At 37.4% G+C, this 13030-nt stretch carries 14 protein-coding genes; 11 read left to right on the top strand and 3 right to left on the bottom strand.

Annotation, left to right across the window (positions count from 1 at the left end):
* Positions 1-216: 216 nt before the first annotated feature.
* From V7122_RS10050 to V7122_RS10035, 4 genes are all read left to right on the top strand, one after another.
* Positions 217-1344, top strand: coding sequence for an MBL fold metallo-hydrolase (locus V7122_RS10050; RefSeq protein WP_335526514.1), 1128 nt, complete (start codon positions 217-219; stop codon positions 1342-1344).
* 58 nt (positions 1345-1402) lie between these two features.
* Positions 1403-1633, top strand: a complete 231-nt coding sequence (locus tag V7122_RS10045) for a sulfurtransferase TusA family protein (protein WP_335526513.1) — start codon at positions 1403-1405, stop codon at positions 1631-1633.
* Positions 1634-1680: 47 nt separating this feature from the next.
* Positions 1681-2457 (top strand): sulfite exporter TauE/SafE family protein, encoded by a 777-nt coding sequence (locus V7122_RS10040; protein ID WP_335526511.1) that lies wholly within the window; start codon positions 1681-1683, stop codon positions 2455-2457.
* 300 nt (positions 2458-2757) lie between these two features.
* Positions 2758-3231 carry a hypothetical protein gene (locus tag V7122_RS10035; RefSeq protein ID WP_335526510.1) on the top strand — a complete coding sequence of 158 codons (474 nt, stop codon included), beginning with the start codon at positions 2758-2760 and terminating at the stop codon, positions 3229-3231.
* A gap of 35 nt (positions 3232-3266) precedes the next feature.
* On the opposite strand, the gene V7122_RS10030 is transcribed toward V7122_RS10035, so the two are convergent.
* The 3 genes from V7122_RS10030 to V7122_RS10020 are packed head-to-tail and all read right to left on the bottom strand — an operon-like array spanning position 3267 to position 5080.
* Positions 3267-3647: a 2Fe-2S iron-sulfur cluster-binding protein gene (locus V7122_RS10030; RefSeq protein ID WP_335526508.1), complete on the bottom strand. Its 381-nt coding sequence runs from the start codon at positions 3645-3647 to the stop codon at positions 3267-3269.
* Between the two features lie 12 nt (positions 3648-3659).
* Positions 3660-4499, bottom strand: coding sequence for a family 1 encapsulin nanocompartment shell protein (locus V7122_RS10025; protein ID WP_335485880.1), 840 nt, complete (start codon positions 4497-4499; stop codon positions 3660-3662).
* A gap of 20 nt (positions 4500-4519) precedes the next feature.
* Positions 4520-5080 carry an IMEF encapsulin system ferritin-like cargo protein gene (locus V7122_RS10020; RefSeq protein ID WP_335526506.1) on the bottom strand — a complete coding sequence of 187 codons (561 nt, stop codon included), beginning with the start codon at positions 5078-5080 and terminating at the stop codon, positions 4520-4522.
* Positions 5081-5359: 279 nt separating this feature from the next.
* On the opposite strand from V7122_RS10020, the gene V7122_RS10015 reads away from it, so the two are divergent.
* From V7122_RS10015 to V7122_RS09985, 7 genes are all read left to right on the top strand, one after another.
* Positions 5360-6658 (top strand): HAMP domain-containing sensor histidine kinase, encoded by a 1299-nt coding sequence (locus V7122_RS10015; RefSeq protein WP_335526534.1) that lies wholly within the window; start codon positions 5360-5362, stop codon positions 6656-6658.
* 179 nt (positions 6659-6837) lie between these two features.
* Positions 6838-7710: an ABC transporter ATP-binding protein gene (locus V7122_RS10010; protein WP_335526504.1), complete on the top strand. Its 873-nt coding sequence runs from the start codon at positions 6838-6840 to the stop codon at positions 7708-7710.
* Between the two features lie 14 nt (positions 7711-7724).
* Entirely contained in the window at positions 7725-8522 is a 798-nt protein-coding gene (locus V7122_RS10005; RefSeq protein WP_335526502.1) for an ABC transporter permease subunit, read from the top strand.
* Between the two features lie 18 nt (positions 8523-8540).
* A complete protein-coding gene (locus V7122_RS10000; protein ID WP_335526500.1) occupies positions 8541-9191 on the top strand; it encodes a TetR/AcrR family transcriptional regulator in 651 nt (216 codons plus the stop codon).
* Between the two features lie 238 nt (positions 9192-9429).
* Entirely contained in the window at positions 9430-10719 is a 1290-nt protein-coding gene (locus V7122_RS09995) for a polysaccharide deacetylase family protein (protein WP_335526498.1), read from the top strand.
* A 116-nt stretch (positions 10720-10835) separates the two neighbouring features.
* Positions 10836-11597, top strand: coding sequence for a MerR family transcriptional regulator (locus V7122_RS09990; protein WP_335526496.1), 762 nt, complete (start codon positions 10836-10838; stop codon positions 11595-11597).
* Between the two features lie 230 nt (positions 11598-11827).
* Positions 11828-13009, top strand: a complete 1182-nt coding sequence (locus tag V7122_RS09985; protein WP_335526494.1) for a M20 family metallopeptidase — start codon at positions 11828-11830, stop codon at positions 13007-13009.
* Positions 13010-13030: the final 21 nt, after the last annotated feature.

Below are 13030 nucleotides of genomic sequence, written 5' to 3'. Positions count from 1 at the left end.
GTGGAAGGTAGTTAAGAAGTGTTTATAACGACCTTCAGGGCAGCTATTTTGAGTGGAAGGTAGTTAAGAAGAGTTTATAACGACCTTCAGAACAGTTTTACTGAGCGAAAGGGTGTCAAGGAGCGTCCTTGACATCATGGGTCTAATCGGAATTAATAAAATGGCTCCAAGCTAAATTTTTTTAAAATCAATAATACCATAGGGGGTAATCGAGAGATGTCTGTAAATATCATGACAGCAAAAGAAGCAGCAAAGAAGGTTGTAAACAAAGAAGAATTATTTATTTTAGATGTTCGCAATGAAGAAGATTTTCAAGACTGGAAAATCGAAGGGGAGAAATTCGAATACTTAAATATCCCATACTTTGATTTACTTGATGGGGTGGAGGGTATCCTTGATAAACTACCTGCTGATAAAGATATTTTAGTAGCGTGTGCAAAAGAAGGCTCATCCATTTTTGTAGCAGAAATGCTTTCAGAAGCCGGCCGAAAAGTATCTTATCTAAAAGGCGGAATGAAGGAATGGAGCGAGCATTTAGAACCCATCAAAATCGGGGATCTAAATGACGGAGGAGAGATTTATCAGTTTGTCCGCATTGGGAAGGGATGCTTATCTTACATGGTTATTTCAAACGGTGAAGCGGTCATCATTGACGCAACTCGGATGACAGATGTGTTTCTCGACTTTGCAAAAAGTAAGAACGTAATTATCACCCATGTTTTCGATACACACTTGCATGCTGACCATATCTCCGGTGGACGTATGATTGCTGAAAAATCAAATGCAACTTACTGGCTGCCGCCAAAGGATGCATCCGAGGTAACTTTTGAATTCAACCCATTAGAAGACGGCAATGTTGTGACAATTGGACATACAGCAATCAATGTTCATGCTCTATATACCCCAGGTCATACAATCGGCTCAACCTCCTTTGTGGTGGATGAAAAGTACTTGCTTTCAGGAGATATTTTATTCATTGATTCGATCGGAAGACCAGATTTGGCTGGACTTGCGGAAGACTGGGTAGGGGATTTACGTGAAAGCTTATACAAACGCTATCGTGAACTATCAGAAGAGCTAATCGTTCTGCCAGCACACTTTATGATTATTGAAGAATTAAATGAAGATGGCAGTGTTGCGGAAAAGCTTGGCACATTATTCACTAAAAACCATGGACTAAATATTGAAGATGAAAATGAATTTAGAAAGCTTGTCACTGAAAACTTACCGCCGCAACCAAATGCTTATCAGGAAATTCGCAAAACCAATATGGGGAAAATCACCCCTTCCGAAGAAGAACAGCGTGAAATGGAAATTGGTCCAAACCGCTGTGCGGTGAGATAACAAGTGGAAGGCCTTGATGCTGCGGCTAGACAATAAAAATATCAGGAGGAATCGCATTATGGAAACAGCAAAATTTTTAGACGCAAAAGGATTAGCTTGTCCAATGCCAATTGTTAGAACGAAAAAGGCGATGAATGAACTTGAAGCTGGGCAAGTACTGGAGGTTCATACAACAGATAAAGGCTCAGTCAATGACATTTCGGCTTGGTCAAAATCAGGTGGGCATGAATTGGTGAAAAATGACGAAGAGAACGGCGTATATAAGTTCTGGATTAAAAAAGGGGAGTAAAAACTAAAGGGAGCCAAAAGGTTCCCTTTTCTTAAGGGGTGTTTAACATGGATTTATCATTTATTATAACCATCTTTCTTATTGGATTTATCGGATCATATATTTCCGGGATGCTAGGAATAGGAGGTTCGATTATTAAGTATCCAATGCTGCTATACATCCCGCCATTATTTGGTTTAGTGGCATTTAGTGCTCACGAAGTGTCGGGGATCAGTGCTGTACAGGTTTTCTTCGCAACAATCGGAGGCGTTTGGGCCTATCGTAAAGGCGGCTACTTAAATAAAACCTTAATTGGTTATATGGGTGTTAGTATATTAATTGGAAGCTTTGTGGGTGGATTCGGTTCTAAGCTTATGTCAGAGGGCGGAATTAATGTGATCTATGGAATATTAGCATTAATTGCAGCTATCATGATGTTTATTCCTAAAAAGGGAATTGATGATATCCCTTTAGATCAAGTTAAATTTAATAAATGGCTAGCAGCTGTACTTGCATTAGTTGTTGGTCTTGGGGCTGGAATTGTTGGTGCTGCTGGTGCATTTTTATTAGTGCCCATTATGCTTGTTGTATTAAAGATTCCAACTAGAATGACCATTGCTTCATCATTAGCGATTACCTTTATTTCTTCAATCGGAGCAACAGTTGGAAAGATTACAACTGGACAGGTGGATTATGGTCCGGCGTTCATTATGGTAGTCGCAAGTTTAATTGCCTCCCCTTTAGGAGCAATAGCGGGAAAAAAAGTAAATACAAAAATTTTGCAAATAATATTAGCTTTATTAATCGTTGCAACTGCGTTAAAAATATGGATTGATATATTATAATAATGGGTTCAAAAAGGGAAGATGATTTTATTTGGACAGGAATATGAGAAAACATCAAAACCTGTCTAGATAACTAGTTTTTTTCGGAAATCTGATAAACTGCCCCAAATCTGTCCAATAATTTGACTCATAATATCTAGGTTCCATAAAGATTAGCCGTATACAGAATAACTAGCACCAGATACCGGATACAGTTTTCCGGTATTTTTTGCATATGATCTTCTTGTTCAAGTCTTATTGACAATGATTATCATTTTCTCTACAATGAAAATAAGTTAATTCACTCTTGGGAGGAACAACATGAGTATGCTGCATGGCTTGAAGGATATTGAAACGGTTATTTTTAATAAGCGTAAAATTGGAGGAGCAGCGGAAGCCGCGATGCTGAAGTTAACTTCAGGTGAAGTCTTCCAACACCCCGTATTTACAAATATCGACAAGTCAAAAGGACAGTATGTTTCCCTTTGCTTTATTGATGAAGAAGGTATGAATGTTTGTATTCATGTCGATCAAATTGCCATAATGAAGGGCTTAGAATATAAATTGATCTGTCAATTAAACAACGAAAAAGTAAAGCAGCTCATGCTAACTGATACATTGCAATACTTGCAAAGATTATGCGAAATTAACGATGGCTTTGTAACACCAACATTTAAAAGAGAAGCATTGGTTCTTGTTCGGGATATTAGTGTAAAAGTACTTGAAAAGAAACAAATCACCTTGCCTTTTTCAGTAGATGATAATTTAATACAATTCAATAGAAAATTTGCCTAAATTCGAAAAAAACGAGGTCGCCGCCTCGTTTTTTTCTATACCCTGAATTCTGACTGGCATGCAAGACGAAATCCCTCACTCAATGAATTCTTTAATTTCTTACGCTCCAGTTCATTTGGCGACTGCAAAAGAAAAGAGCCAGCATCAATTTTCACTATACATTTGCCACAGGTTCCTTTGCGGCATTTATATTGCAATGCTTGTCCTTGCCTGAGGGCAGTATCTAAGAGAACTCTTCCTTTAACTAAATGAATGGCAAAACTTTTCCCATTTTGTGAGACGATTATTTTTGGTGTTATTTTCGCAACTGGAAATTTTTTTTCATCATTGTTACCTAAGCTTTTCGTATGAACGACAAAGTCCGCTGCCACTTCTTTCGGAATAAGCGAGCCAACCGTCAGCATCCTTCTATTCAAGAAACTTACTCCTTATTTCTCCGGATTATCCAGTGTACAAATTGCGGAAGGCTGTTTAATTCTAAGAACGACTGTTTCATAAACGCGGAATGGATGATTCATGCCTTCATCCCCAAGATAGGCAATATCAAAATCCTCAGAGATGGCTAAATCTAAATTATTCCTGCCAGTGTTAACAAGTACGCCTGTTTTTCCTTTTAAAACAGGAGATTGAAAAACACCGTCTGTGACAAGCTCGCGAACATGCTCAATTTCCAGTACATTCGTATCCTTATGTACACGATGTAAAAGGGAGTAAAGCTCTGGGGACAAGACAAGTGCATAAGGTCCATTATGGTTCATATCAAGCAATTTATTTCTGGCATCCACGACATCCTGAAAGGCGCTTCCTGACTCATACCAATTTCTGATTAAATGGGTGAGCCGTCCTCTTACATTCATTAATCCTGGAATATCAAATTCCTTTGATCCGTGAAAAATCATCTGATCCTCTAAAATAGCGACATCACGTGAGGCATTGGCCGCACTGGAAAAATCGATGGGAATGTCCAGTACCTTTGCCTGCTCAATATCACGCCAATAAAGAACAAAATCCTTATAGAGCATGGGGATCGTATAATTAACGCGTTTGCTTGATTCGATAATTGTGTCAAAGGACCCTTGGAAATCAATTTTCGCTTCATGGCTTTCAGTGTAAATGTCGTTAAAAATGCTTTGCACGCCTCTGCCAAGCGGCCCATATAATTCGATAAATCGGCGCCCAATTAACTGTCTCCGGGCAGCATCTATGACAATCTGCTGAAGATGATTGTACTCTGAACTAGAAAATGGCAAATCTGGTGAATAACTCATTACTTCTCCTCACTTTAAAATTATCTTAAACTACCTACCGTAAATCCTTTTTTTCCTGAACTCATTTTCTTCTCCTGTACCGTGACAGGAGGGGCTAAATGGTCATGGTGTTCATCATGATGGGCATGTGGATCCACATAATCATGGTCAAATAGCATATTTATTCCCATCAGCATTTCTTTTACTTGCTGATAATCAGCATAGGCATCCGTTCTTAATTTTTTTAGTAACGTGCTCCGTTCTTCATCCGTAAATTGAAAGAGTGCTAAATCCAGGTGTTCAACAAAATTATGTAAGCCGAACTTTTCAAGGTTTAATTCCTGCAGAAGTCGATTAAATTCATTGTTTGTTGGGGTAAATGCATGATCGTCTTTTATGCCTTCGAACTTAGCAATAAGGGGAATTAATATTTCCAGTCGAGAAAGTCTTTGTTCCTCTTCCTCGTAAATATGGTGGTAATAAAGCCGCTCATGGTCATCTTTAGCAAACTCTATGACAGGATCGAGCATACTCATAAATTTTTCAATCGCTTCCTTCGTTGTTGAAAAAATCCGATAGAATATCGTTAACTCATCTCTCAAAAACCATTACACCTCCTGCGCTTTTCACTGTTATTCATTATGGTCCATGACGGCAGGAATTCATACATACAAAGAAAAGATTAAAATAAATATTTCAGGGAATTTCCTTATAGGCATTTTTTTTTATCCATGCTATTATTTTAATATTCAAATTTATTTCCCTCATACTTTTTCCTATGTTAGATTGGGTCTGTTCTTGCCACTAGTAATTGGAAAAAGGTAAATCGCAGCAGGAAAGTGAGTTGGAATTTAAATCTTATTGGGGGAGGAATTAGCGTGATGATTGATGGAAGCAGCAACTTACTCTTAAACTTATTAGTTATTCTTATTACAATGACTGTTCATCAATTTTGGGTAGAAAGTAAACCAAATTGTTCTTTTGTCCAAAAATATGCCATCTTATTTACATCCGCTGCAGCCATTCTACTATGTATGGTCTTTTCGTTTTATATGGAAGGTGGCGTCCAATTTGATCTGAGAAGAGTACCCCTTTGGTTCGGAACTATTTATGGCGGACCAATGGTAGGGATTATACTTACAGTGGAAACGATTCTCGTTCGCCTTTTTACCGGAGGAACTATTGGAGCTACTGGTGTGATTATTACTTTAATCACTTCTATTCTTTTTACCGCGATAACGATCTTGATTCGGCCCTTTTATTTTCGTTTGAGAACTTTTAATAAAATACTGATTGCATCAACGGTTATTACAATGTTTTCCATTTTTATTTTAGTAACTGTTTCATTTTATAATAATGAATTGTTTTCATTTAAACTTTGGTCGGGCTTCTTGCTTACCAATCTGATAGGAATTATTTTTGTCCATCTATCATTGGAAGCAATTAGGAGGAACTATCTACTTCGGATGAAGCTTCTCCATTCAGCTAAGATAGATGTTGTCGGACATTTAGCTGCTGCTGTTAATCATGAGGTGAAGAATCCCCTCACTACAGTTCGCGGAATGATGCATTTACTGAAAGAAGATCAGTCTCTTCCGACTGAAAAAAGGGAAGCCTTTTTTGAAATTGCATCGCAGGAGATAGATAGAATTGATAAAGTTGTATCTGACTATTTAACGTTTGCAAGGCCATATCCTGATAAAATTGAACAGATATCGGTACAAAAGGTTTTATCTGAGTCTGTTGACATTGTAAAGCCTCTGGCAGAACAGGCAAAAATTCAACTTGATATATCCAGCTGTTGCCCTTGTCACGTTTCTGGAGATCACTCTAAATTTGTACAGGCCTTAGTAAATATTTTAAAAAACAGCATAGAAGCCTCGACTATTGGAGGACAAATAAAGGTAAGAACTGAAATAAAAGAAGATTTATGCATAATTTCAATAAAAGATAACGGTGCTGGAATGAGTGAAACCATCCTTGGCAAATTAGGAGAACCTTATTTTACGATGACAGGCAATGGTACTGGTCTCGGCATGATGGTTGTTTTTCGAATCATTGAAAGCATGAACGGAAAAATAAATATAAAAAGTAAACTAGGTATAGGAACGGAAGTCACCCTTGAATTCTCAACATCTACATGTGAAAAAATGAAGAAAATGTTCCCTAATGTTGGTTAATGTCATTCTATATTTAATGTGAGTTCGCTAATGATTGTGAATAGCGAACTCACTTTTTTTTGTATTCCATCATATGTTTATAGATGTTAGGGAAAATATTGACTCACCAGTCAATCGGTATTAAAATTAAATTGACTATTCAGTCAATATTTATTTGCACTCATAAGGAGGGTTTAGATGTGAGTATTGTAGAGCTTAAGAATTTAACGAAATCCTATAAAAAGAATCGAGGGATTATGGATGTTTCTTTTTCCATTGAAGAAGCTGAGATTTTTGGGTTTATCGGTCCGAATGGTGCAGGGAAAAGTACAACAATTAGAACCCTATTGAATTTCATCTATCCGACGAGCGGCAATGCAACAATTTTTGGAAAGGATATCATTAAACATTCAAAGGAAATTAGGCAAAACGTTGGTTATTTGCCATCTGAGGTTCAATATTATGATGATATGAAGGTTGTTGATTTATTAAAATACTCGGCACGTTTTCATGGGAATTTTTATAGCACCAGAATGAAGGATTTGGCTGATAGACTTGATCTTGATATTAATCGGAAAATTGAAGATCTCTCTTTTGGAAATCGCAAAAAAGTAGGAATAGTGCAAGCCTTGCTTCATGAACCAAAGCTGATCATTTTAGATGAACCAACGAGCGGGCTTGATCCTTTAATTCAGAATCACTTTTTCGAGCTCCTTGCTGAAGAGAGGGATAAGGGGGCGACCATCTTTTTCTCCTCCCATATTTTAAGTGAAGTTCAGAAAATGTGTGATCGAGTGGCGATTATTAAAGAAGGTAAGCTCGTGGCAGTTGAAACGATTGAACATCTGACGAAAAATAAAGTGAAAAATATTACGATTATATTTGAACATCCTGAACAGTTTTCTTTTACAGTGGATGGGATTTTAAAACGAGAAGTAAATGGAAAAGAAGTAACACTGCTTTATAGCGGGGAGATTAAAGCGCTTCTTCAGCATCTTATTGATTTACCTGTTCAAGATGTGCTTATAGAAGAGCCGACTCTGGAAGAAGTATTCATGCACTATTATGAATAGAGGGAGGGAGAGCAATGATTTTTAAAAGGGAATTTAGACGCGGGCAAAAGTCACTCATCATTTGGAGCTTGGTGCTTGCGGGATTAATTATCTGGCTATTAAGCATTTTTCCTCAGTTTGCCGAGGGCCAGAAGTCAATTCAGGCTTTGTTTGATGCCTATCCAGAATCTATGAAGCAAATGTTTGGGATGGACCGGCTTAATCTGGGAACATTAATTGGTTTTTACGGCATTGAGGTCTACATGATGACGACTCTTTTAGGAAGTATTTATGCAGCAATGCTCGCCTCAAACATTCTTGCCAAAGAAGAAAATGAAAAAACGATTGAATTTTTACTATCTAAGCCTGTGTCAAGAAGTCAAATTGTAGCGGAGAAGCTTATGGCTGTGATTGTCAATATAGTAATCTTAAACATCGTATCCACGATATCGAGTATCATTGGCTTTCAGTTTGCTGAAGAAGAAGCGATCCCGTGGAGCACTTTTGCATTGCTGGCCATAGCGACGCTGTTATTGCATGTAACTTTTGCTGCGCTAGCCTTTATGTTCTCTTCGATTTTGAGAAAAACAAGGAACGTTTTATCCATATCACTAGCGGTTGTGATTGTTTCTTACTTTATCAATATCATGTCGGGATTATCCGAGGATTTGGATATCCTTAAATATTTCAGCCCGTTTAAATATGTTGAAGCAGCTAATATAATTAATGAACATATAATTGAATCAATTTTCTTACTGCTAATGGGAGCAATTTTCCTTATTAGTATCATCGTCTCATTTATGATATATAAAAAGAAGGATATTTCAGTCTAAAAAAGTAGGTGCTCATTCTTGTATTCAGTTTTTGAAAAGCAGCCACAGGAGAAAAAGGATCTAATTTTAAAAGTGGCGATTGAGGAATTTGTAAAAAATGGCTTTGAAAAAGCGTCTACCGATACGATTACGAGCAGGGCAGGCATTTCAAAGGGGATTCTTTTTCATTATTTTAAAAGCAAGAAAAATTTATATATTTATCTAGTAAGTTATTGTGTCGATCTCCTTACCGAAATAACAATGGAAGCACTAAGAAAGGTGAAATCAGATGACTTTTTTGAAAGGGTAAAAGAAATTTTTCTATTGAAGCACGAAATCATTGCGCCCTTTATACAGGAAACGCTGCTTATCACTGATGCCTTATTAAATCCCCCTGTTGCAGTGAGTAAGGAAATGCAAAACATTCTTAATAAACATTTTGAAACTTATCAAAAGGAATTCATGCTGGAGCATATTTATCTTAAAGAGCTTATTCATATAGATAAGTTAAGAGAAGGAATTTCTGTTGATACAGTTATTAATATGACGATGTTTATTGGTGATCAATTAGGAAATAAATATCAAACACTCTATAAAAATAAGCTTTATGACTTTTTCACAGAGCCAGATCCCCTTGCTCAGGAGTTAAATGATTACCTGGAAATTGTGAAAAATGGGGTATATAAATAAAAGATAAAATGTTGCAATTGACCCAGCGGTTCTGTATAAATAGACTATTTATCGCAGATTAACGGGCTGTAAGACCCCCACTTCAAGAAGTTGAGTAAAACAAAAAATTACTCAGTGGGTGATCAACAGCCCGTAAAGGCCCGATTGGTTCAACTAACAATCAGTGGGGGATGAAGGAAAACCCCCACTATTGAAGCTTCACTATATAAGGCATTAATAGATCCAGGGGGTATGTTCTATGACGATGCAGAATATCATAAAGCTCACAGTATATTTATCTTTGCTCTTTGTCATATCCGCTTGTAATTTTGTAAAGAACCCCCCACCCGAAAATATCCATCAAAAAGAGAATGCCTTACAGCCAAAAGAGGTAAAGCCTTCCGCAATAAATTTGGATGAAGTGCTGGAAAAGGCTCAAACCGGGATGATCATTGATAGTCCATTTAATGTATTGAATAGCAATATAGAGCAGGTTAAAGCCCAATGGGGAGAACCCGACAAAGTAGACAAAGCAGGCTACGGTTCCTATGCTTCCTATCATAATAAAAATGTCGTACTAGGGTTTAATATGCAGGATGAAATCTTTGATGTCCGTTCCTATAGGAAGAATTTAAATGAAGTTACACTTGAACATTTGGAAGAAGCATTTGGCGAGCCATCGGATATAAGAGAGCTTAGTAATGAGAAAATTTATGTTTACATTTTAAAAGAAAACATTGAAATAAAATTTGTGATTCCGAAAAATAAAACTGGAGTCAATCGCATATCTGTATTTAATCCGCAAAGAGCTATGGCAAAAAGTCAAGCAGATAATGAGTATTCTCTCGATATTAAAGGGGCATCGAATCAATTGACGGCTGCAGCTTGGAGAAAAATGAAAAATTGGCGAGAGCAAATCGTCCTTTTTTCGCACGAGCAGAAAAATGTCTATATAAATGGTCCCAATAGAAAAATGGTTGCGTTAACCTTCGATGATGGGCCTGATGAAACTGTCACTCCAGCCATTATTGATATATTAGATGAATATCAGGTACCAGGCAGCTTCTTCTTTTTAGGGAAAGAAGTTGTGAAGCACCCAGATGTGGTAAAGGATGCTTTTGAGAAAGGAAACTTGATCTTAAGCCATAGCTATAATCATTTAGACTTAACTCGGCTGAATATTGAAGAGATTCGAATGGAAATGGATAAAGCAGGAGAAGCGATAAAGTCGGTAATAGGCAAAGAGCCGGCAATTCTCCGGTCACCATATGGGGAAACGAATGACCAAGTTGCTGCTGTTGCGCAAGAAAAAGGCTATTCGATTATACTTTGGTCCATTGATACGCTGGATTGGTCACAAATGGAAGCCGAAAACATTACAAACAATGTGGTGGAAAATGTGAGAAACGGCGATATTATTCTCATGCACTCTGATTCTGATAAGACGGAGACTCAAAGAGCTCTTCCTCATATAATTGAAGCATTGCAGGAACAGGGATTTGAAATTGTTGACTTGGAAACATTATTACATGTAAAAGCTTATAAATAGGTGTTTGAATGGGCCCATTACCTCGATATTCGGTAAGGGTTTTTCTTTTTAAAAAAAAGCTATTGACCTTAACGCTGCGTCAAGGTGTAGATTTAATTTAAGAGGAGGTTTTGCGAATGGAATATACGGTGCAGGGATTGGCAAAATTAGCTGGGATCAGTACCCGGACCTTACGATATTATGATGAAATTGGCATTCTTAAGCCGGCAAGAATGAATTCATCAGGATATCGGATTTACGGGAAGTCAGAGGTTGATAGATTGCAGCAGATACTTTTTTTCAGGGAATTAGATGTGAGTTTGGACGATATAAAAAACATCATAACATCACCAGCCTTTGATGGAGCACATGCACTAAGAGAGCATCGCGAAAAACTCCTGGAAAAAAGAAAACAGCTTGATGCCTTAATTGCCAATGTGGAGAAAACCATTGAACAAACAGAAGGGAGAATTCAAATGACGGATAAAGAAAAATTTAATGGATTTAAGAAGAAAATGATAGAGGATAACGAGAAGAAATATGGGAAGGAAATACGAGAAAAGTATGGCAAGGATACAATCGAACAATCAAATGCAAAGCTCATGAATATGACAGAAGAGGACTATGAAAAGGTCACCTATTTGGCAAAAGAGGTTACTGATACTTTAGCCGCAGCGTTCGCAATAGGAGATCCAGCAGGTGACCTAGCCCAAAAAGCAGCAGATTTGCATAAACAATGGCTATGCTATTATTGGAAAGAATACAGTAAGGAAGCGCATGCGGGTCTTGCCCAAATGTATGTGGATGATGAGAGATTTACGGCATATTACGATAAGGAGCAGCCAGGCACAGCTGAGTTTTTAAGGGATGCTATCTACATTTATACGGGGATAAAGTAAAGAGAATGGAATTATTGTCAGACTCTTTTGTTAATTATTTAAAAATAACTTTTTAGAAAAATAACAAAACTTTATTGCGTCAATGTGATAAAAGTGATATCTTTATATTCAAATAATAATAAAAAAGTAATTAATGGTCATGTTTCTAAAGAATGCTTGCTAATTAAGGAGCATTTTTTATTTTTACTTTCTGAATGTGAAAAGTTTATCAATGTTTTAAGGAGGTTTTTATGAAAAACGAAATATTCCGTATTCTTGAAAGTGACTATCCTTTAATGGTACAAATTCGCCGAGATTTTCATATGCATCCAGAACTTTCATTTAAAGAGGTAAGAACCCCTAATAAGATTGCCGAGTTTCATAAAGAACTAGGATTAGAAGTTAAGACAGGGGTTGGAGGGAGAGGTGTAGTTTCAACATTAAGAGGCGGAAAGCCGGGAAAAACAGTTGCTTTAAGAGCAGATTTTGATGCCCTGCCCATACAAGATGAGAAACAAGTTGAATATAAATCAAAAGTTGAAGGAGTCATGCATGCGTGTGGACATGATGCGCATACTGCGAGCCTGCTTGTCTTGGCAAAAGCATTAACTAGTGTGAAAGAAGAAATTGCAGGAAATATTGTATTTATTCATCAGCATGCAGAAGAGGTACTTCCAGGAGGGGCAATTGCCATGATTGAAGACGGCTGCCTTGAAAACGTTGATGCGATTTTTGGTACGCATGTTAGGTCAACGATTCCGTATGGAAAAATTGGCTATCGATCTGGATATATGATGGCAGCTCCTGATAAATTCAGCATTAACGTGATCGGAAAAGGCGGGCATGGTGCATATCCGCACGAAACGGTAGATGCAATAGTACTAGGTAGCCAGATTGTTGCTAATCTACAAAATATTGTAAGCCGCAAGTTGAATCCACTAGACACTGCAGTTGTAACGGTAGGGTCATTTCATGCGGGAAATGCCTTTAATGTCATTTCAGATAGGGCAGTTATCGAGGGAACCATTAGAACTTTTGATGAAACAGTACGAACTAAAATTGAAGAAGAGATTGGAAATATTGCTAAAGGGATTTGTATGTCGGCAGGTGGATCGTGTGAATATACATATACCCGTGGCTACCCATCACTATGGAATCATCCGAATGAAACAAATCTTGTTGTAGAAGCAGCAAATAAAGTGATTGCGCCTGAAAATGTGTTTGAGATTACACCAATCATGGGTGGAGAGGACTTTTCTTACTACTTAAAGCATGTTCCTGGTTCATTTTTCTATACATGTGCAGGGAAAGAAGATATGAGTGCTAACTTTCCGCATCACCATCCTAAGTTTGATATTGATGAAAGAGCCATGCTTGTTGCTGCCAAGACGTTAGCAATGGTCTCATTAGACTATCTTAATAAGTCGGAATAATTATATTAAAAAAATTGTTTG

The organism is Bacillus sp. JJ1532 (assembly GCF_036965085.1).
Taxonomy (GTDB): domain Bacteria; phylum Bacillota; class Bacilli; order Bacillales; family Cytobacillaceae; genus Cytobacillus.
This window is presented reverse-complemented; position numbering and strand designations above follow the sequence as displayed.

Coding starts and splice junctions, on each gene's coding strand:
- V7122_RS10050 (WP_335526514.1), top strand. CDS start 217: ATGTCTGTAAATATCATGACAGCAAAAGAAGCAGCAAAGAAGGTTGTA.
- V7122_RS10045 (WP_335526513.1), top strand. CDS start 1,403: ATGGAAACAGCAAAATTTTTAGACGCAAAAGGATTAGCTTGTCCAATG.
- V7122_RS10040 (WP_335526511.1), top strand. CDS start 1,681: ATGGATTTATCATTTATTATAACCATCTTTCTTATTGGATTTATCGGA.
- V7122_RS10035 (WP_335526510.1), top strand. CDS start 2,758: ATGAGTATGCTGCATGGCTTGAAGGATATTGAAACGGTTATTTTTAAT.
- V7122_RS10025 (WP_335485880.1), bottom strand. CDS start 4,499: ATGAGTTATTCACCAGATTTGCCATTTTCTAGTTCAGAGTACAATCAT.
- V7122_RS10015 (WP_335526534.1), top strand. CDS start 5,360: ATGATTGATGGAAGCAGCAACTTACTCTTAAACTTATTAGTTATTCTT.
- V7122_RS10005 (WP_335526502.1), top strand. CDS start 7,725: ATGATTTTTAAAAGGGAATTTAGACGCGGGCAAAAGTCACTCATCATT.
- V7122_RS09995 (WP_335526498.1), top strand. CDS start 9,430: ATGACGATGCAGAATATCATAAAGCTCACAGTATATTTATCTTTGCTC.
- V7122_RS09990 (WP_335526496.1), top strand. CDS start 10,836: ATGGAATATACGGTGCAGGGATTGGCAAAATTAGCTGGGATCAGTACC.
- V7122_RS09985 (WP_335526494.1), top strand. CDS start 11,828: ATGAAAAACGAAATATTCCGTATTCTTGAAAGTGACTATCCTTTAATG.